The following is a 21,888-nucleotide window of genomic DNA, read 5'->3' on the forward strand; positions in this document are numbered from 1 at the left end:
TATTATACTATAATTTTAAAAAAATGTACATTATTAACAAAAAAAATAAAAAATATCTTCTAAATATGAAAAAAGTAACAAATTTAAAGCTAAAATAATAAAGAGACCTTTTTAAAAAATTCAGGTCTCTTTATAATCAGTAAGTGTTTCTTTTAATTTATTTTCCGTAGTATGCTTTTAAATAGATTTCTTTCATTTCGCTCATTAATGGATATCTTGGGTTAGCGCCAGTACACTGGTCATTAAATGCCTGCTCTACCATTTCATCAAGTGTTGCTAAGAAATCTTTTTCATCAATTCCATATTCTTTAATTGTTTTCTTTATGCCTATTTTATTATTTAATTCATCTAAAGCCTGAATGAACTTCTCTAAAGTTTCATCATCGTTTTTGCCTACAATACCTGCAAAACGTGCACATTCACAGTATCTTTCCTTTGCATGAGGATATTGATATTGAGGGAACGTACCCATTTTGGTCGGCACATCGACTGCGTTATAACGAATTACTTCGGTAAGCAATACAGCATTCGCTACTCCATGTGGCAGGTGATGGTATGCACCTAACTTATGAGCCATAGAATGATTTAAACCAAGGAATGCATTTGCAAATGCCATACCTGCCATACAAGCCGCATCAGCCATTTTCTCTCTTGCAATTGGATCATTTGCTCCATTTTCATAAGCAGATGGTAAATAAGTAAATACATTCTTAATTGCCTTTAAAGCAAGACCATCCGTGTAGTCGGAAGCCATGATTGAAACATAAGCTTCAATGGCATGAGTCATTACGTCAATACCAGATGCACTGGTTAAGCCTTTAGGCTGATTCATCATATTATCAGTGTCAATAATTGCCATATTTGGCATTAATGCATAATCAGTAAGTGGATATTTAACGCCTGTTGTTTCATCTGTGATTACTGCGAAAGGTGTAACTTCTGAACCGGTTCCTGATGAAGTAGGAATCGCTACGAAATATGCCTTTTCGCCCATTTTAGGGAAAGTATAAACTCTCTTACGAATATCCATAAAGTCCATAGCCATTCTCATGAAGTCAGCTTCAGGATGCTCATATAGCACCCACATAATTTTAGCAGCATCCATTGCAGAACCGCCGCCAAGGGCAATAATTACATCAGGCTCAAAGGAAATCATAGCCGCAGCGCCCTCTTTAGCACAAGCTAATGTTGGGTCTGGTGCAACCTCATAAAAGCAGGTATGTGTAATTCCCATAGAATCCAATTTATCAGTAATTCCCTTTGTATAACCATTTTTGTAAAGGAAAGTATCTGTTACAATAAATGCTTTCTTCTTGCCTAAGATAGTACCAAGTTCATCAAGTGCAACAGGCATACAACCCTTTTTAAAGTAAACTTTTTCAGGTGCTCTAAACCAAAGCATATTTTCTCTCCTTTCTGCAACTGTCTTTATATTCAGTAAATGTTTTACGCCGACATTTTCAGAAACGGAGTTTCCGCCCCATGAACCACAGCCAAGTGTTAATGACGGTGTTAATTTAAAGTTGTAAAGATCACCGATTCCACCTTGTGCAGAAGGAGTGTTAATTAAGATACGGCAAGTTTTCATAGCTTCTGCATGCTTTGCCATTTTTTCTTTTTGTGAAGTATGAATATATAAAGAAGCAGTATGACCGTAACCACCGTCTGCTACTAATCGTTCCGCTTTTTGAATTGCTTCGTCAAAGGTTTTTGCTTTGTACATAGCCAAAACTGGAGAAAGTTTTTCGTGTGCAAATTCTTCAGAAATTTCAACTGATTCCACTTCACCAATTAAAATTTTGGTTGCTTGAGGAACGTCAACTCCTGCAAGTTTAGCAATCGTGTAAGCACTTTGACCTACAATTTTGGCATTTAAAGCTCCATTTATAATAATGGTTTTTCTAACTTTTTCAATTTCAGCAGGCTTTAAGAAATAGCAGCCTCTAAAAGCAAATTCTTTCTTTACTTCATCATAGATACTGGATAATACTGTTACAGACTGTTCAGATGCGCAAATCATACCATTATCAAAGGTCTTTGAATGGATAACAGAGTTTACGGCAAGCTTAATGTCTGCTGTTTCATCTATGATAACTGGTGTATTACCAGGACCAACACCAAGCGCTGGTTTTCCGGATGAGTATGCAGCATTAACCATTCCAGGACCTCCGGTGGCTAGAATAATATCAGAATTTTTCATTACTTCATTTGTAAGCTCAAGTGACGGTACGTCAATCCAACCGATAATTCCTTCTGGAGCACCAGCCTTAACTGCAGCTTCTAAAACAATTTTAGCAGCCTCAATCGTACAATTCTTTGCTCGAGGATGTGGTGAAATGATAATAGCATTTCTTGTTTTTAAGGATATTAATGCCTTAAATATTGCAGTAGAAGTTGGATTTGTAGTTGGTATAACAGCTGCAACCAAACCGATTGGTTCTGCTACCTTTTTAGTGCCGTAAGCCAAATCCTCTTCAATTACACCGCAGGTCTTTGTGTTTTTATATGCATTGTAAATATATTCAGCCGCGTAATGATTCTTAATTACTTTATCTTCAACAATGCCCATACCTGTTTCCTCAACAGCCATTTTGGCTAAAGGGATACGTTGCATGTTAGCGGCTACAGAAGCTGCAAAAAAGATTTTATCTACTTGCTCCTGAGTATAAGTAGCAAAGATTTTTTGTGCTTCTCTCATTTGTGCCATTTTTGCAATCAGAGCATCAACGTTATCTACTAATTTGGAAACTGTTTCGCTAACTGTTTGGTCTTTTTTTGCCATAGTAATACCTCCATAATTGTTTATAATAAGCTATATTGCGTCATAAAATACATTGTTATTGACATTATTTTAACAAACCAATTATACAATATTGTTAAAATAATGTCAATAATTAAAATTTCGAAAATACCTTTATTAAAATTTCGAAAATACCTTTATCAAACTATTATTTCGTATTATTTTTAAATTACACATTGAATAACATTTTATTTGTTATCCTATAAACAAGAAGTCTATTTGGTGGTATGAAATGAAAAAGAAAGAATTAATGCAAAGAAATGATAGAATGAAAAGTTTTAAAACAAGAATTTATTCCGGCTCATGCAAATTCCACCAAGAAGAATAGACATGTCTTGAAGCTTTGAGGGTACAATATTACAGGATTTATGAATGTTACTTGTTACGGAGGCCTGTATTTGTTCTATTAAGGAAGGAAAATTCATTGTAAAAGAGCTGTTCACCACAATTAGTTCAGGATTTAAGGTATTAATAATATTTCTTATTCCAATAGACATATATTTAACAAACAAACTGGCGATGTGCATTGAATCCCCATCCAAGTTTGTATAATATTTAACAAAATCATCGGCTGATATTTGAGATACTTTCTTTAATTTGGCAAACTCTGACAAAAGAGCACGCTCGGAAGCGTATTGTTCAAAGCAGCCATTATTTCCACAGGGGCATGGTCTGCCATCCAATTCAATAATGGAATGCCCAAATTCACCTGCATATCCGTTCAGACCGTGATATAGCTTTCCATCAATCATAATTCCAAGACCGATACCCGAATGCACACTGACTCCAACCATATTATTAATAGGATAATGAAATGTAAATTCCCCTAACACAGAAAGGTTGGCTTCATTTTCCATTAACACAGGAATCTGAAAATGTTTCTCAAGCTCAGTTACAAAATCTATGTCTGTATAGGGCGAATAGGGGGTGAAAATAACCTGATTATTATTTGTAATACCATGTATTCCCAATGTAATTCCGACAATGCCATAGTGGGAGAGTGGAATATGCTTTTTTTGTGTTTCAATGCATTGAATCAGTTCTGGAATAATGCGATCACGCTGATTTGCAGTGGGATATTGAAACAAGCAGCAATTGCCTCCACCAAGATGTGCGGATAAAACACTGATATGGGTGGCGGAAACATCAATTGAAATGGAATAAGCACATTCATAATTGAATTTAAGCATTACCGGCTTTCTGCCTGAGGTGACGTTAGCGGTTCCAATTTCTTCTATCAGATTTTTATCAAGCAAATTTTGTACAATTGCCGATATAGTTGCTTTGGTAAGACCAAGTTCTTTGGCAATGGCAGCGCGTGAAATGGGACCTTTATCAATAATCATTTTAGTTACGAGAGTTGTATTCATATCGCGTATTAATTCTTGGCTTCCTACCATCATATTATCAAATCTCCTTTAGGATTTATGTTATGTTTTTAATTATGAAAAGAATATCTCTTGACCAATGATAAGCTTTCGGATTATAATTATATCATAATTAGTTTAGTGAGTAAACTAATTCAAAAAGAAAACCAAAAAACTTTTAAATAAAAAAGGAGAAGAAAGAATGAAGAATTTGCCGGAATTAAAATTAGGAATTGTAGCAGTTAGTCGTGATTGTTTTCCAATGTCTTTATCAGAGGGAAGGCGCAAAGCAGTTGTAGCAGAGTATAGTAAAAAAGGAACTATTTATGAATGTCCAGTTGTAATTGAAAGTGAAGTGGATATGCAAAAGGCGTTAAAAGATATTGAAAATGCAAAATGTAATGCTTTAGTGGTTTATCTTGGCAATTTTGGACCAGAAACACCGGAAACACTGATAGCAAAATATTTTGACGGCCCTGTCATGGTAGTTGCAGCAGCAGAGGAAACAGGAGATAATTTGATTCAAGGCCGTGGTGACGCTTATTGTGGTATGCTAAATGCAAGCTACAACCTAAAACTTAGAAATGTAAAAGCATACATACCTGAATATCCAGTTGGAGATGCAGGGGATATTGCCAACATGATTGAAGAATTTGTACCTGTTGCAAAAGCAATTATTGGTTTAAATAATTTGAAGATTATAAGCTTTGGTCCTCGTCCACAGGATTTTTTGGCTTGCAATGCACCGATTAAACAGTTGTATAATCTTGGTGTTGAAATAGAAGAAAATTCGGAATTGGATTTATTTGAGGCCTTTAATAAGCATGCAGGTGATGAACGGATTCCTACGGTAGTTCAGAGCATGGAAGCAGAGCTTTCAACAGGCAATATGAAGCCGGAGATCCTTCCAAAGCTTGCTCAGTATGAGATTACTTTATTAGATTGGATAGAAGAACACAAGGGATCGAGAGAATATGTTGCAATTGCTGGTAAATGCTGGCCGGCTTTTCAGACACAGTTTGGCTTTGTTCCTTGTTATGTAAACAGCCGTTTGACAGCTATGGGGATTCCTGTATCATGTGAGGTTGATATTTATGGTGCGTTAAGTGAGTTTATCGGGACGGTTGTATCGAATGATACGGTCACTTTGTTAGATATTAACAATACTGTACCAGCCGATATGTATGAGTCAGAGATTAAGGGAAAATATGATTATACCTTAAAGGATACATTTATGGGATTTCATTGTGGAAATACCGCAGCAGGCAAATTGTCTTTCTGTTCCATGAAATATCAGCTTATTATGGCCAGAAGCCTTCCAGAGGAAGTTACACAGGGAACTTTAGAAGGCGATATTATACCGGGTGATATTACTTTCTTCAGACTTCAGAGCACGGCAGATGCAAAGCTTCGAGGCTATATTGCACATGGGGAAGTTCTGCCGGTTGCAACTCGTTCTTTTGGTGGAATCGGAGTGTTTGCAATACCGGAAATGGGAAGATTCTATCGCCATGTATTAATAGAAGGTAATTATCCTCATCATGGTGCTGTTGCATTTGGACATTTTGGCAAGGCATTGTATGAAGTATTTAAATATATAGGTGTAGAGGTTGAAGAAATTGGCTTTAATCAACCCAAATCAATGCTTTATAAAACAGAAAATCCATTTGAATAGGAGAGAAATATGCTATATATTGGGGTTGATTTAGGAACATCTGCGGTTAAACTGATTCTAATGAATGCAGATGGTACAATTGTAAATACAGTATCAAAGGAGTATCCTCTTTATTTTCCAAATCCTGGTTGGTCAGAGCAAAGACCGGAGGACTGGTGGGAGCAGGTCGTGCAGGGGATGAAAGAGTTGATCAGTAATAATGACCATAATCAGATAGCAGGCATCAGTTTTGGAGGTCAGATGCATGGACTTGTTATTTTAGACAGTGAAGATCAAGTAATCCGTCCTGCGATTCTTTGGAATGATGGAAGAACTGGAAAGCAAACCAATTTCTTAAATGAAGTAATCGGTAAGGATAAATTGTCTTCTTATACTGCCAACATAGCTTTTGCTGGTTTTACGGCACCAAAGCTTTTATGGGTTATGGAAAATGAACCGGATCATTTTAGTAAGATCAGTAAAATTATGCTGCCTAAGGACTATATTGCTTATAAGCTGTCAGGTGTACATAGTACAGACTATTCGGATGCCTCAGGAATGCTGTTAATGGATGTAAAGAATAAATGTTGGTCCAAAGAAATGCTTGCGATTTGTTCTATTACACAAGAACAGATGCCAAAGCTGTTTGAAAGCTATGAAGTGGTAGGAAACTTAAAGCCGGATGTAGCTGCTATGCTTGGATTAAATGCAAGCTGTAAGGTTGTTGCAGGGGCAGGGGACAACGCGGCGGCGGCAGTGGGAACAGGAACCGTAGGGGACGGAAGATGCAATATATCACTTGGAACCTCAGGAACGATATTTATTTCAAGCAAGGAGTTTGGAGTAGATGAAAACAATGCACTTCATGCTTTTGCTCATGCAGATGGGCACTATCATTTAATGGGATGTATGCTCAGCGCTGCCTCATGTAATAAATGGTGGATGGATGGCATTATAGGAACTAAGGATTACCCAAAGGAGCAGGCAGATATCCAAGAGTTGGGTGAAAATAACGTATATTTTCTTCCATATTTAATGGGTGAGCGCTCTCCGCACAACAATCCGGATGCAAGAGGAACCTTTATCGGAATGACGATGGATACTACAAGAGCAGATATGACACAGGCGGTATTAGAAGGAGTAGCATTTGCAATCCGAGATTCACTTGAGGTTGCGAAGTCGTTAGGCATTCAGCTTCAACGAACTAAAATATGTGGCGGCGGCGCGAAAAGTCTATTATGGAAACAAATCATAGCGAATGTCTTAAACCTTAAGGTGGATGTCATTGAAAGTGAAGAAGGTCCTGCACTTGGAAGTGCGATGTTAGCAGCAGTTGCCTGCAAGGAATATGCATCTGTAGAGGAAGCGGCAAAAAGCATAGTAAAGGTGATAGACACGATTGAGCCTTCACCAGAGCTTGTTGAGAAGTATGAAGAAAAATATAGTAAATTTAAAAAAATATATCCATCTGTAAAAGAACTGTTTGATAGTTTAAAGTAATATAGGGAGTGGCTGCTCTAATGACTATTTTAGTGTTAGAGCAGCCACTCTTTTCATCTGAATGGATTGGCTTAATATATATTATTTTAACATATTGCAAAAAATAAATAGGTATGCTAGTATGAATTTAAGCTTTATTGAAAACGTTACCGATAACGTTTTCAATAAAGCAAATGCATCAGTAAATCTAAAAGGGGAAGCTTATGCATTTTATTTAATAATAGGAATTAATTCTTAGAAAGAGGGTAAAAATGATGAGAAAGTTAAAAAAAGTGGCAGCATTTGCCATGGCTACAACAATGTTTGCATCTTCACTTATTGGTTGTGGGAGCAGTTCAACAGATACTTCGGCAACAACAAATTCTATCACTACAGAAGCAAACGATACAACAAAAAAAGATGCAGCAACAAAGGGAGCCGAAGAAATCTATTTCTTAAATTTTAAGCCAGAAAGTGCAGATGTTTATAATGAAATTGTAACAAGATATGAAGCAGAATCAGGAGTTAAGGTTAAAGTTGTTACAGCAGCAAGTGGAACCTATGAAACTACATTAAAATCTGAAATTGCTAAAACAGATGCACCTACTATTTTTCAGATTAATGGACCAGTGGGATATCAGACATGGAAAGACTATTGTGCTGATTTAAGCAAAACAGATTTATATAATAATTTAACAGATAAAGGCTTAGCTGTATCAGAAGGAGAAGGAGTATACGGTATCCCTTATGCGGTAGAAGGCTATGGAATTATTTACAATGATGAAATTATGCAGAAATATTTTGCATTAGAGGATAAAGCTGTAAGTATCTTATCAACAGAAGAAATAAAAAATTTTGCAACATTAAAGTCAGTTGTTGAAGATATGACGAAGCATGTGAAAGATTTAGGAATTGATGGTGTCTTTGCAAATACTTCATTAGCGGAAGGTAATCAATGGAGATGGCAGACACATTTAGCCAACTTACCACTTTACTATGAATTTTCTGAAAACAAGGATTATGACACTACAACAGCAGCAGGTTTGGCAGCAGATGAAATTCAATTCAAATATGAGGAAAATTATAAAAATATTTTTGATTTATATATTAATAACTCAACTGTTGCACCTACTTTATTAGGTGCAAAAACAGTAGATGATTCCATGGCAGAATTTGCTTTAGGTAAATGCGCTATGGTTCAAAATGGTAACTGGGCATGGGGACAGATTAGTGGTCTTGAAGGTAATGTTGTAAAAGAAGATAGTATCAAATATTTGCCAATTTACACAGGTGTTGCCGGAGAAGAAAATCAAGGCTTATGTATTGGTACAGAGAATTACTTTGCAATTAATAATGAGGTTTCACCTGAAAAACAGCAAGCTTCTATTGATTTTCTAAATTGGTTATTTTCTAGTGATACAGGAAAAGCTTTTGTTTCTAATGATTTAAAATTTATTGCACCGTTTACTACATTTTCAGATGCTCAAAGACCGACAGATCCTTTAGCAAAACAGATATTTGCTTGGATGGAAAATGGTTCCATAACAGTAAATTGGACATTCGCAGCATTCCCAAGTGAAGAATTTAAGAACTACTTTGGAAGCGCATTGTTAGAATATGCGCAAGGAAATGCTACATGGGATGATGTAGTATCAGTTGTGAAAGAATCATGGGCATCAGAAAGAGCAGCTGCTAAATAATATTTTGATTATGGTGAGCCAAGGCTTTTGACTGGCTCACTATTTTAATATAATAATGAACTAGTATATGTGTTATTGCAAAGATTCTTAAATAGAGCAAGATTAGGAGAGATTTTATGGAAAAAACACTTAAAAAATATTTTCCAATATTTGTATTACCTACACTAATTGCTTTTACAATCGCATTTATAATACCTTTTATTTTGGGTGTATATTTATCCTTTTGTGATTTTAATACTGTTACAAATGCAAAGTTTATAGGCTTTGGAAATTATAGTAAAGCTTTTAGCATTAATAGGGAATTTATAAATGCATTATGGTTTACTATTAAATTTACAATTATATCGGTTACTACTATTAATATTTTTGCATTTTTATTAGCATTATCACTAACAAGAGAAATAAAAGGAACAAATATTTTTAGAACTATATTTTTTATGCCAAACTTAATCGGCGGTATTGTATTAGGATACATATGGCAGTTAATTATAAACGGAATCTTATATAAATTTGAAGTTACTTTAACATTTAATGCGAAGTATGGCTTTTGGGGTTTAGTTGCATTAATGAATTGGCAGTTAATTGGTTATATGATGATTATCTATATCGCAGGGATACAAAATGTTCCTGAAGATTTAATAGAGGCAGCAAAAATTGACGGAGCTACACCGGTTCAGATATTGAAAAAGATAATTATACCGATGGTTATGCCATCCATAACGATTTGCTTATTTCTAACATTATCGAATTCCTTTAAATTATTTGATCAAAACTTAGCATTAACAGCAGGTGCACCTTCTAAGAAAACTACTATGCTTGCACTTGATATTTATAACACTTTCTATGGAAGAAGTGGATTTGAAGGGGTTGGTCAGGCAAAAGCAGTGATATTTTTTATTTTAGTAGCAGCAATAGCAATTACACAGCTTGTTATTACCAGAAAGAAGGAGGTAGAAAGCGAATGAATAAAAAAATAGATTCAAGAAATAATTTAGTAATAATGATAATCATGATTGTATTATCAGTTGCTTTTCTAATACCTATTTTAATTGTATTTATGAACTCATTCAAAGGTAAATTATATATAAGTGATACGCCATTTAAGCTACCGTCTAAAACCACTTTTGTCGGATTGAATAATTACATAGAAGGTATTGTGAAAATAGGTTTTTTTAAGTCTTTTGGCTGGTCATTGTTTATTACAATATTCTCGGTAGCAGCCATTGTATTTTTTACGTCTATGACTGGATGGTGGCTGACAAGAGTAAAAACAAAATTTACGACTGCATTATATTATATGTTTGCATTTTCTATGATCGTGCCATTTCAAATGGTAATGTTTCCGATGGTAAAGGTTTCTAATATGTTGCATCTTGATAATCCATTTGGTATTATTGTAATATATTTAGGATTTGGAGCAGGTTTATCTGTATTTATGTTCTGTGGATTTGTTAAGTCTCTGCCAATTGAGGTGGAAGAATCAGCAATGATAGATGGATGTACACCAATCCTTACATTTTTCAAGGTAGTACTTCCAATACTGAAACCAACCGCTATAACAGTTGCGATTCTTAATACAATGTGGATATGGAATGATTATTTACTTCCTTATTTATTAATAGGTAATAATTATAAAACAATTCCTATTGCAATTCAGTATTTAAAAGGCGGATATGGAGCAATTGATATGGGAGCTATGATGGCTATGCTGGTTCTTGCCATTATTCCTATTATAGTATTCTATATGTTATGTCAGAAGCACATTGTGAAAGGTGTTATTTCAGGAGCTGTTAAGGGATGAGAAATGGAGGATTTTATGAGAGCAAGTGGAATATTATTACCCGTTTCAAGTCTGCCATCTAAATATGGTATTGGTACTTTTTCAAAGCAAGCTTATCAGTTTGTAGATATTTTAGAAGCGGCAGGACAAAAATACTGGCAAATTTTGCCTTTAGGACCAACCGGATATGGTGATTCTCCTTATCAATCTTTTTCAACGTTTGCCGGGAATCCATATTATATCGATTTAGAGGATTTAATTCAGAAAGGTTATATTACGAAACAAGAATGTGATGCTTGTGATTTTGGAGATAATGATAGATATATTGATTATGAAAAAATATATTTAGCAAGATTTGATATTTTGAAAAAAGCTTATCAAGCGAGTGATATAGCAAAAAATGTGGATTTTAATCATTTCATTAAAAATAACGATTTTTGGTTAAATGATTATTCTCTCTATATGGCAATAAAGAATCATTTTAAAGGTATTAGCTGGATTCAATGGGATGAAGATATCAGACATAGAAAATCAGAGGCCGTGAAAGTGTATTCAGAGGAATTACATGAGGAAGTAGAATTTTATCAATTTCTTCAATACATTTTTAATAATCAATGGAAACAATTAAAGAAATACGCAAATAAAAAGGATGTTAAAATAATTGGAGATATTCCTATTTATGTTGCATTAGACAGCGCAGACTGTTGGGCGAATACTAAGTTATTTCAGTTTGATAAAAAAAATATGCCAAGTGGCGTTGCAGGATGCCCACCGGATGCATTTTCAAAAACAGGTCAGTTATGGGGGAATCCACTATATGATTGGAAATATCATGAAAATACAAATTTTGAATGGTGGATTCAAAGAATAGAATATTGTTTTAAACTTTATGATGTGGTAAGAGTGGATCACTTTAGAGGATTTGATGAATATTATACAATTCCATATGGTGAAACAACTGCAATAAATGGAATTTGGAAAAAGGGACCAGGTTATAAATTATTTGAAGCCTTGAATCAAAAATTAGGAGATGTGGATATTATTGCAGAAGATTTAGGCTTCTTAACTGATCGTGTTCGCCAGTTATTAAAGCAAACTGGATATCCAGGAATGAAAGTATTACAGTTTGCTTTTGATTCAAGAGAAGATAACGATTATTTACCACATAATTATGATAAAAATTGTATTGTTTATACCGGAACACATGATAATAATACTATATTAGGCTGGTATGAAGTGATTTCAAAAGAAGATAAGAAGTTTTCAATTAATTATATGAATAATGCATTGTCGAAATCAAATGAGGTACAATGGGACTTCATTCGATTAGCAATGCAAAGTGTGGCTAAAACTTGTATTGTTCCTATTCAAGACTATTTAAGCTTAGGCAGCGAAGCTAGAATTAACACGCCATCTACTTTAGGAGGCAACTGGAAGTGGAGATTAAAGGAAGATGAGATTACAGATAGTATCATTAAAAGAATATACGAAATGACAAAAATATATGGTAGACTATAAAAAAACGGTGTAGCATTTTGAGTTTAATAGCTATAATTTACATCAAAGTGAAAAGTTGAGAAGGAAAATTTATGGAAACGATTACAATTAAGGATATAGCCAAAATGTGTGGTGTAGGTGTAAGCACAGTTTCACGAGCTATTAATGATCATCCTGACATCAACCAAGAAACTAAAAATATCGTTATGCAGGTAATAAAAGAGAATAATTATATACCAAATAATAGTGCTAGAAACTTGAAACGTTCCGATTCTAGAACAATTGCAGTACTTATTAAAGGTATTAGTAATCCTTTTTTTAGCAGCATGATTAAAATATTTGAGAATGAAATACAAAGAAAAAAATATTCTTTTGTATTACACAGAGTAGAAGAACAGGAAGATGAAATTGATGTTGCAGTAGAATTAGTCAAAGAAAAAAGACTAAGAGGTATTGTCTTTTTGGGAGGACATTTTACACATACGGCTGAAAAGCTTGAACAAGTAAAAGTTCCTTTTGTATTAAGTACGATAGGTGTTAAGGAAAATAATTTAATAAATAAAGGCTTTGCCTGTGTGGCGGTTGATGATTTTAAAGAAAGTTATAAAATGGTTGATTATTTGTGTAAGAATGGTCATAAAAAAATAGCCATTATATCTTCTTCGATATCGGATGAAAGTATTGGTAAACGTCGTTTGGAAGGTTACAAGAAAGCTCTAGAGGATAATCATATTTTCTATAATATGAATCTTGTTCGTACTATGAGAGAAGATATCGAAACATATACCATGAAGAATGGTTATGAGGTAACAAAGGATTTATTGGAATCTAATGAAGAATTTACGGCGATTTATGCAATATCAGATAGTTTAGCAATTGGTGCTTGCAGAGCTATAATGGAAGCAGGTAAGAATGTGCCAAATGATTATTCAGTAGCTGGATTTGATGGACTGGAGATAGGATTGTTTTACAATCCATCTCTTACAACAATACGTCAGCCAGTTGAAGAAATGGCATTTGAGACTATTAAAATGTTATTTGATTTGATAAATAAAAAGACAACTCCAGATAGTAAAATATTTCCAGCTAAATTAGTGATTGCAGAATCAACGAGAAAAATTTAGAATTTGATGTATTGCTTGCGCCCCTTAAAAAGGGTGCATCTTTTTTAATTGAGAGAGCTTTTGTTAAAAAATAGGAAAATGCGTTTCAGTGCTGCATAAAAAGTATTGCAGTTGACAATAAAAAAGGTTACAATTAATTTTATTGTAACTAGATTTTGGCGAAATTTTGCTAAAGAAAATATTTGAGGTATCATATGGGAATTATAAAATCAGAAAATTTAATCTTTGAATATATAAGGCGTGATGAAGAGGGCAATGTAGAGGCTATTAATCGTGCTGTGAACGGGGTAAATCTAGATATTAAACAAGGTGACTTTGTAGCAATATTGGGTCACAATGGTTCTGGAAAATCGACACTTGCCAAGCATTTAAATGCAATCCTTAGACCGACAGAAGGTGATTTGTGGATTGATGGGCATGATGCTAAAGATTTGAATAAGCTGTGGGACATCAGAAAGACCGCAGGTATGGTTTTTCAAAATCCGGATAATCAGATTATTGCAACTGTAGTGGAAGAGGATGTAGGCTTTGGACCTGAGAATCTTGGAATACCCACAGCTGAGATTTGGGAACGTGTAGATAAGGCATTAAAGTCTGTCAATATGTTAAAATATCGAAAGCATTCTCCAAATAAATTATCCGGAGGACAAAAGCAGCGTGTTGCAATTGCCGGAATTGTAGCTATGCAGCCCAAATGTATTGTGTTGGATGAGCCTACGGCAATGCTTGACCCAAATGGCAGAAAAGAAGTAATAGATACCATAACCAGACTCAATAGGGAAGAGAAAGTTACAGTGATTTTAATTACTCACTATATGGAAGAGGTAATTGGAGCAGATCAAATATATGTGATGGATCAAGGCAGTGTTGTCATGCAAGGTACCCCAAAGGAGATTTTTTCAAGAGTTTGGGAATTGAAAAAGTATCGATTAGATGTACCGCAGGTGACCTTACTTGCAGAGGAACTTAGAAATTCTGGTTTACAGCTGCCAGAGGGAATTTTAACAATAGACGAGTTGGTGGATGAAATATGTCAATTATATTAGATAAGGTGAATTATATATATGGAAGTGGTACCGCATATGAGATTATGGCGTTAAAGGATATTAATCTTGTCATTGAGGATGGCCAGTTTATAGGAATTATAGGACATACCGGTTCAGGTAAATCAACACTGATACAGCATTTAAATGGTTTGATTAAGGCTACCTCTGGTGGAATATATTATAATGGTGAGGATATTAGCGATTCAGATTTTGATAAGAAGAAACTTAGAAGTAAAGTAGGTCTGGTTTTTCAATATCCCGAGCATCAGCTCTTTGAGGTTAATGTATTTGAGGATGTTTGCTTTGGCCCAAGAAATCTGGGATTAACAGAGAAAGAAGCACAGCTTCGAGCTTTTGAAGCATTAAGAATGGTAGGGTTTGATGAGGAGTTATTTTATCAGTCACCATTTGAACTTTCAGGAGGTCAAAAAAGACGAGTTGCAATTGCAGGTGTGCTTGCGATGAAACCTGAAGTTTTAATTTTGGACGAACCAACGGCAGGGCTTGACCCAAGGGGAAGAGATGAAATCCTTGATCAGATTAAGAAGCTTCATGAGACAACGAATATGTCGGTTATATTGGTTTCTCATAGCATGGAGGATGTTGCAAAGTATGTAAGCCGCCTCATTGTAATGAATCAGGGGCAGATTATGTTTGATGATACACCAAAAGAGGTATTTAGGCATTATAAGAAGCTAGAGGAAATTGGACTTGCCGCTCCACAAGTTACTTACATTATGAATCAACTAAATGAAAAAGGAATACCGGTTAATACAAATGCGACAACAATTGAAGAAGCTAAGGAGGAAATACTTAGGGTATTTCATAATCGAAAGGATGAACCAAGCTTCTAAAAAGATTGAAATGAATAATAGGTGAAAAAATGATTAGAGATATCACAATCGGACAATATTATCCACAGGATTCGGTGATTCACAGGCTAGATCCAAGAACAAAGCTTGTAGGAACGTTAGTATATATTATATCCTTGTTTTTATTTCATAATTTTATGGGATATATTATCGTTACACTATTTTTGGCAGGCATGATACACGCATCAAAAGTTCCGTTTCGGTTTATGGTAAAGGGATTAAGAGCTATTATAGTTCTCTTAATGATTACTGTTTTATTTAATATGTTTTTGACACCGGGGGAACCCCTGGTACAAGTTGGATTCATTCAGATTACAAAGGAAGGAGCCAGAATTGCGGTATTTATGTCAATCAGATTGGTTTATCTGATTATTGGTTCCTCCATGATGACCTTAACTACAACACCAAATCAGTTGACAGACGGCTTAGAGAGCCTTTTGGCACCGCTTAAACGTGTCAAGGTACCAGTACATGAAATTGCAATGATGATGTCAATTGCACTTCGCTTTATTCCTATTTTATTAGAAGAAACGGATAAGATTATGAAAGCTCAGATTGCAAGAGGTGCAGATTTCGAAAGTGGTAATTTGATTAAAAAGGCGAAAAGTCTTATTCCACTATTAGTTCCACTGTTTATTTCAGCATTTCGGCGGGCAAATGATTTAGCAATGGCAATGGAGGCAAGATGCTACAGTGGAGGAGAAGGCAGAACGAAAATGAAGCCTCTTCTATATCAGATGAATGACTACAGAGCATATGCAATTGTGGGCGTTTATCTGGCGGCTATTATAGCAATGGGAATATTGCTTTAACCTTTGCAAATAGATAATAATAAAATAAATATGTTATGAATACAGAGGGAAAAATGAAAAGAATTAAGATGATTGTTGCATACGAGGGAACGAATTATTCCGGCTTTCAGATTCAGCCAAATGCATTGACCATTGAAGAGGTATTAAATACAAAGCTAACGCAGCTTTTGGACGAGCCAATTCGGGTAATCGGTGCAAGCAGAACGGATTCAGGCGTGCATGCACTGGGAAACGTAGCTGTCTTTGACAGTAATACGAAGATACCGGGGGACAAAATTTCTTTTGCCCTGAACCATATACTGCCAGAGGATATTCGAATACAAGGTTCCTGTGAAGTGGAGCCTTATTTTCATCCCCGCTTTTGTAAAACAAGAAAGACCTATGAATATAAAATAGTAAACCGTACCTTTCCCATTCCAATGCTAAGAAATACAGCACATTTTGAGCATTACTCTTTAGAGACTAAATTAATGCAGCAGGCGGCAACATACTTAGTGGGAATACATGATTTTAAAAGTTTTGCGACTGCTAAGCTGCAAGTTACAGAAACTGTAAGGGAAATTTATTCCCTTACAGTAGAAGAGTCAAACGGTCTGATTGTAATTCGTGTTATAGGAAATGGCTTCTTATATAATATGGTAAGAATCATTGTGGGTACACTAATGGAAGTTGGAATGAAACGAACCCAACCGGATGCGATGCCGTCTATTCTAGAGGGCTGTGACCGAAGCTTGGCAGGACCGACTGCACCGGCTAAGGGACTGACCCTGGTTAAAATTGAATACGAGTAATAAGAAAAAGCAGTCAGGGTTTATCGGATATAGAGCTGTGGATTACAATGTTTTGTTTATGATATGCGTTTCTTCTTATTAATATAATAAATCTGCTGCTAGACGTTTAATGATTTCGTATTGTTCTTGTGTTTTCATTAATCAATGTTACCTTTCGTATATATGAGTCTCCTCATTCAATTATTATGAGAATAATTATACCATAAGAAATCCCATAGGACATAATCACGTGTGGTATATAAAGACATTATCAAAAATCAATCAGAAGTATTTCCAATAAGTTAGAAAAAAGCGTTGACATACGATTGCAGCTATAGTAAAATAACTAAATGTGACATAACGTAAAAACGTCTTACCAAGCCCCGGAAGACTTTTTTATAAATGAAATTATAATGAAAATGTTTTCGGACAGAACATTTTTTAGACAAATATTGTTTATTATTCAAGGAGGTTTACCGATGAAGAGTTTTATGGCAAGTCCAGAGACAATTGAAAGAAAATGGTATGTAGTTGATGCTGCAGGTTGTACACTAGGACGTTTATCATCTGAAATAGCAAAAGTTTTGAGAGGCAAGAATAAACCAATTTTTACACCTCATATTGATACAGGAGATTATGTAATTGTAATCAACGCAGAGAAGATTAAAGTTTCAGGTAAGAAATTAGATCAGAAGATTTATTATCATCATTCAGACTATGTAGGTGGAATGAAAGAAACTACTTTAAAAGAAATGTTAGCTAAGAAGCCTGAAAAGGTAATTGAGCTTGCTGTAAAGGGAATGCTTCCAAAAGGACCTTTAGGAAGATCAATGTACACAAAACTTCACGTTTATGCAGGTGCAGAGCATGGACATGAGGCTCAGAAGCCAGAAGCATTAACATTTTAATTGTGATTTGAAAGGAGGAAACGAAATTGGCTAAATTATATGGAACAGGTAGAAGAAAGAAAAGTATCGCAAGAGTGTATTTAGTACCAGGAACTGGTAAAATTACTATAAATAAAAGAAGCATTGATGAATATTTTGGACTTGAAACATTAAAGGTTATCGTACGTCAGCCATTAGTAGCTACAGAGACAGTAGATAAATATGACATACTTGTAAATGTTCACGGAGGTGGATATACAGGACAGGCAGGTGCTGTTCGACATGGTATTTCAAGAGCTTTATTACATGTGGATTCTGATTTCCGTCCCGTGCTTAAGAAAGCAGGATATCTAACAAGAGATCCAAGAATGAAAGAAAGAAAGAAATATGGTCTTAAGGCAGCTAGACGCGCACCACAGTTCTCAAAGAGATAATATGTGGGACTTTTGGAAACTTGGGAAATGGCTTATTTACTGGGTTTCAAGAGTTATGGGTTGCTCTGAAATGTGCTTGATTTCACTGGATAAGTAACACATAAGCGACAAACAAGTAACAAGAAAGCAACTTAAAAGACACAAATATTAGAAATTTTGTAGGATGTTTTTCAGATGGATTTATCTGTCTGAGAGACATCCTTTTTGTTTTACATAGATATTCATTTGATAATACTCCTTTGCATTGATAAGTGACTTATAAGTATCAATTACTATTAAATCATATTAATTGCTTTAATCAATTTGTTCACATCCATGTGGGTATATACTTTCTCTGTTAGCGTCATGGCTCCTGAGTGACCGACAATCTTTTTGATGGTGTCTGGTCAATGCGAGCATCTGCTAACATGGAGATACAGGTATGTCTGCAACAATGTGGAGTCTTTTCAATTCCTAAGTTAGTCATTAAGGGTTTGAAGTAACTGTCATAGTAATTGCGATAGGAGAATTTCTTGCCATCATCGGTGTGAAGTAAATATTTGGAATCGGTATAATCATTGTACCAATTCTTATAAAATGGTAACACTTTATCGGCAATAGGAACTATCGGATTCCATTTTCTGTTTTACTGTCAAAAACATCAAAATACTGTTCATTAAGATGGACATTATCTTTCTTTAAATCTAACAATTAGAGCAAAAGCAGCTTTATATCCATTGACATTAGATGGAGAAACGGTTGGATATTTTTCTTCCGACCATCTTTCATAAATATCAGCAAAAGTCAGCTTCATTACGGATAAATCAATTGGGTTATCGTTGTACTTTGCTAATATTTGCAATGCTTCTGTCTTTGTTGTTCCATATCCCAAAATCTGATATTCTTGTACCACCTTTCCTGTTTTCTCATTTAAATGCCATTCTGCAGTTACTCTTGCTGCATAGGGCTTTCGTCGCTTGCCGGAGAGTTTTACAACGCCTCCATAGCCATTTGGTAATCTCATACAATTCATTCCTTTCTGAAAAATATTTATTATGAAAGAGTAAGAAACTCTATTCATCAAGATATCTTTAGGCATGCAATCAAGATGAAAGACTCATCTGAATACAATTACTTTTGTCCAGACAAAAAGGTTTGGGAAGAAACTGGATACTTCAGATATGAGCCAAAGATAGCAGCAGGGTGATGAAGTATCACCCTGCAAATCTTCTTTTGTGGATCAAAGAATCGCTGAAAAAAGTTGAGCCAGTGTACTGCAAGACACGCAATAGCGACGTCGCCGTCCTATTGCAGCTTGTCAGGGGCTAAAATCCCCTGAAATCCCTCATATATTTCATATGGCTAGACTTTTTGTAGCCAATACCAGGAGTTGGCAGTACTTTTTATAGCCAAAGTGGTAAAGTGGCTGTATCAATTGTAGCCATATTTCGAGAAGCAAAATTAAAATGTATAAAGGTTTTTTTATGACCTGCCTTTTTACGAATTGTTATTGCTAAATATGTCATTAGTGATATATGTAGGAATTATGTTTTGTTCTACGCTAAGTAAAAAATGAATAAGAACGAAAATAACGTCAACAATATATAAAAATACTAACAATGTTAAAAATAATGATTGTTAAAAGTGAAAAAATCACATATAATAGATTATATAGAATTAGGAGGTGCTTATAATGCTTATTAGATTTAATGTTAAAAATTTTCTATCATTTTCAACTAGAGATAATGGAAAATCCGAGGAATTTTCAATGTTAGCAGGAAAAGTACGGAGTAAAAAAGAACATATTTACGATGATGATAATATAAAATTATTGAAATTTGCAGCAGTATATGGAGCAAATGCAGCAGGAAAATCAAACTTGGTTAAAGCAATGGACTTTATGAAAAAGACAGTCATTAACGGTCTACCAGAAGGACATACAGATAAATATTGTAAAGTAGATCCAGAGAACAAGTTTAAAGATAGTTATTTCGAGTTTGAAATTAAGTTAGGGAATAGCTATTATTCTTACGGATTTGAAGTAGTATTGAATGAAAGTAAGTTTCTTTCTGAGTGGTTATTAGAACTAACGCCAGATAATAAAGAAAAATTATTATTTAGTCGTGACATAAAGAATGGAACTTTCGAGCTGGGCGGTTCTCTAAATACAAAAGGGTTAGTAAATAAAATGAGAGTTTATGCAGAGGATATCAATGATGATAGTTCTGTATTGCTCCTGTCTATTATGAATCAAAATAAAAGAAATCTTTATCAAGAATATAAAAGGGCAACCATATTAAAAGAAATCTATTCTTGGATAAAAGACGGGTTAGATATTAATTATCCAGATAGGCCTATATCTGATTATTCTTACATGGCAAATACAGAAAATGTAGAAGAGATATGTAGAATTATTTCTGCCTTTGGTACTGGAATAACTAATTTTGAAATGGTAGATGTACCAATTGAAAAAATAGCAAGTCAATTGCCAAAACAAATACGAAATGACCTATTGTCTAACTTAGAAAAAAGAACTATAGAACTCAAAAATAATGATAAACTAAAAGGAATTGGTATCATTATGAGAAGCGATAAAGATTTCTTTATTATGAATGTCGATAGGAGTGAGGAAGTAACTTGTAAAACAATACAATTTTCTCATGGAGAAAAAAATGTTTTATTTAATCTTGCAGAGGAATCTGATGGAACAGTAAGAGTATTGGATTTATTAGAAATTTTGCTGTCGGGAGAAAATAAAACATATGTTGTGGATGAATTAGATCGATGTTTACATCCAAGTTTAACGTATAAATTTATTGAAACTTTTTTACAAAAAGCAGCAAAGAGTAATATTCAACTTATAGTTACTACTCACGAATCAAGATTAATGGATTTTGATTTGCTAAGACGTGACGAAATATGGTTTGTTAACAAAAAGAAATCGGGAGAGTCAGATATATATTCATTAGAAGAGTACAATGAGAGATTTGATAAAAAGATTGATAAAGCGTATTTAGAAGGTCGTTATGGTGGAGTGCCAGTTTTCAGCACAGTATTTCCAATAAAGGAGGACTAGTGCATGAGAGAAAGCAGGACATTTGCAGAACGAACAAAAATATCAGAATCGGATAGAACTGTAAAAAAATATTTTTTGATATACGAAGGTTCGGATACGGAGCAGATATATTTCAATGCAGTAAATAATGCAAGGATAAAAATAGGAATTAATCCAATAATTGAACTAATTCCTATAGTACGAAGTCATAGTGAAGAAGGATGGAGTAATCCTAAAAAAATACTGGATCGAATAATTAAAGACATTGAAGAAAGCAAAACAGGATTGATTTCATATGAGACAATGCTGAATAGAATTATGGATTATTTTAATGAGGAAAAAGTCTTTGGTACTGATAAGCCATCTAAAACAATATGGGATTTATTGATATTTATCTGTAGAAATAAATTATGTAAGTTATTGAATGAAACCGTTGAAGATTTAGAAACAGAATGTATGAAGATCATATCTTTACTTAATGATGAACTTAAGACAAAAGAAATTTTGCGAAGATATTGAGGAATTGGAAAGTAGCCTTGGGAGTAATGTGGGTAAACTCATTGTTGAAATGAGAATGAATCAATAAGAAATCTGATTTGTTTTCAATGGATAATAATGAAGGGAGAGATTAG

Annotated in this window: 18 protein-coding genes; 15 read left to right on the forward strand and 3 right to left on the reverse strand. The window is 34.5% G+C overall.

What is annotated here, in order from left to right; all coding sequences use genetic code 11:
* Positions 1-157: 157 nt before the first annotated feature.
* Both adhE and C8E03_RS17330 read right to left on the reverse strand, forming a co-directional pair.
* Positions 158-2,782, reverse strand: coding sequence for a bifunctional acetaldehyde-CoA/alcohol dehydrogenase (gene adhE, locus C8E03_RS17325; RefSeq protein WP_094380492.1), 2,625 nt, complete (start codon positions 2,780-2,782; stop codon positions 158-160).
* Between the two features lie 296 nt (positions 2,783-3,078).
* Complete coding sequence (locus C8E03_RS17330) at positions 3,079-4,203, reverse strand: ROK family transcriptional regulator (protein WP_110291701.1); 1,125 nt, start codon at positions 4,201-4,203, stop codon at positions 3,079-3,081.
* A gap of 166 nt (positions 4,204-4,369) precedes the next feature.
* Between C8E03_RS17330 and C8E03_RS17335 the strand changes: the two genes are divergently transcribed.
* The 13 genes from C8E03_RS17335 to rpsI all read left to right on the forward strand — a co-directional run bounded on the left by C8E03_RS17335 (position 4,370) and on the right by rpsI (position 18,222).
* On the forward strand, positions 4,370-5,842 hold the full coding sequence (locus C8E03_RS17335; RefSeq protein WP_110291702.1) for an L-fucose/L-arabinose isomerase family protein: 1,473 nt from the start codon (positions 4,370-4,372) through the stop codon (positions 5,840-5,842).
* 9 nt (positions 5,843-5,851) lie between these two features.
* Positions 5,852-7,321 (forward strand): xylulokinase, encoded by a 1,470-nt coding sequence (gene xylB, locus C8E03_RS17340; RefSeq protein ID WP_110291703.1) that lies wholly within the window; start codon positions 5,852-5,854, stop codon positions 7,319-7,321.
* Between the two features lie 251 nt (positions 7,322-7,572).
* On the forward strand, positions 7,573-9,000 hold the full coding sequence (locus tag C8E03_RS17345; RefSeq protein WP_242993627.1) for an ABC transporter substrate-binding protein: 1,428 nt from the start codon (positions 7,573-7,575) through the stop codon (positions 8,998-9,000).
* 116 nt (positions 9,001-9,116) lie between these two features.
* Complete coding sequence (locus tag C8E03_RS17350) at positions 9,117-9,965, forward strand: carbohydrate ABC transporter permease (protein WP_094380484.1); 849 nt, start codon at positions 9,117-9,119, stop codon at positions 9,963-9,965.
* On the forward strand, positions 9,962-10,801 hold the full coding sequence (locus C8E03_RS17355; protein WP_094380482.1) for a carbohydrate ABC transporter permease: 840 nt from the start codon (positions 9,962-9,964) through the stop codon (positions 10,799-10,801). Before C8E03_RS17350 ends, C8E03_RS17355 begins: the two co-directional genes overlap by 4 nt.
* Before the next feature lie 15 nt (positions 10,802-10,816).
* On the forward strand, positions 10,817-12,298 hold the full coding sequence (gene malQ, locus C8E03_RS17360; protein ID WP_110291704.1) for a 4-alpha-glucanotransferase: 1,482 nt from the start codon (positions 10,817-10,819) through the stop codon (positions 12,296-12,298).
* Between the two features lie 71 nt (positions 12,299-12,369).
* A complete protein-coding gene (locus C8E03_RS17365) occupies positions 12,370-13,401 on the forward strand; it encodes a LacI family DNA-binding transcriptional regulator (RefSeq protein ID WP_110291705.1) in 1,032 nt (343 codons plus the stop codon).
* A gap of 194 nt (positions 13,402-13,595) precedes the next feature.
* Positions 13,596-14,447 (forward strand): energy-coupling factor transporter ATPase, encoded by an 852-nt coding sequence (locus C8E03_RS17370; protein WP_110291706.1) that lies wholly within the window; start codon positions 13,596-13,598, stop codon positions 14,445-14,447.
* Positions 14,432-15,301: an energy-coupling factor transporter ATPase gene (locus C8E03_RS17375; RefSeq protein WP_110291707.1), complete on the forward strand. Its 870-nt coding sequence runs from the start codon at positions 14,432-14,434 to the stop codon at positions 15,299-15,301. The genes C8E03_RS17370 and C8E03_RS17375 overlap by 16 nt, the downstream gene beginning before the upstream one ends.
* A gap of 29 nt (positions 15,302-15,330) precedes the next feature.
* A complete protein-coding gene (locus tag C8E03_RS17380) occupies positions 15,331-16,131 on the forward strand; it encodes an energy-coupling factor transporter transmembrane component T family protein (protein WP_110291708.1) in 801 nt (266 codons plus the stop codon).
* A 53-nt stretch (positions 16,132-16,184) separates the two neighbouring features.
* The gene (gene truA / locus C8E03_RS17385) at positions 16,185-16,922 is read left to right on the forward strand and encodes a tRNA pseudouridine(38-40) synthase TruA (RefSeq protein WP_094380470.1); all 738 of its coding nucleotides are present in this window, start codon (positions 16,185-16,187) and stop codon (positions 16,920-16,922) included.
* 458 nt (positions 16,923-17,380) lie between these two features.
* On the forward strand, positions 17,381-17,809 hold the full coding sequence (gene rplM, locus C8E03_RS17390; RefSeq protein ID WP_110291709.1) for a 50S ribosomal protein L13: 429 nt from the start codon (positions 17,381-17,383) through the stop codon (positions 17,807-17,809).
* 26 nt (positions 17,810-17,835) lie between these two features.
* Positions 17,836-18,222, forward strand: coding sequence for a 30S ribosomal protein S9 (gene rpsI, locus C8E03_RS17395; protein WP_094380466.1), 387 nt, complete (start codon positions 17,836-17,838; stop codon positions 18,220-18,222).
* Positions 18,223-18,889: 667 nt separating this feature from the next.
* Here the strand turns inward: rpsI and C8E03_RS17400 are convergent.
* Positions 18,890-19,225: a hypothetical protein gene (locus C8E03_RS17400; RefSeq protein WP_094380464.1), complete on the reverse strand. Its 336-nt coding sequence runs from the start codon at positions 19,223-19,225 to the stop codon at positions 18,890-18,892.
* A 669-nt stretch (positions 19,226-19,894) separates the two neighbouring features.
* On the opposite strand from C8E03_RS17400, the gene C8E03_RS17405 reads away from it, so the two are divergent.
* A complete protein-coding gene (locus C8E03_RS17405) occupies positions 19,895-21,277 on the forward strand; it encodes an AAA family ATPase (RefSeq protein WP_094380462.1) in 1,383 nt (460 codons plus the stop codon).
* Positions 21,278-21,280: 3 nt separating this feature from the next.
* Positions 21,281-21,775 (forward strand): RloB domain-containing protein, encoded by a 495-nt coding sequence (locus tag C8E03_RS17410; protein ID WP_094380460.1) that lies wholly within the window; start codon positions 21,281-21,283, stop codon positions 21,773-21,775.
* Positions 21,776-21,888 lie beyond the last annotated feature (113 nt).

Origin of the sequence: Lachnotalea glycerini (assembly GCF_003201285.1) — a bacterium.
GTDB lineage: Bacteria > Bacillota > Clostridia > Lachnospirales > Lachnospiraceae > Lachnotalea > Lachnotalea glycerini.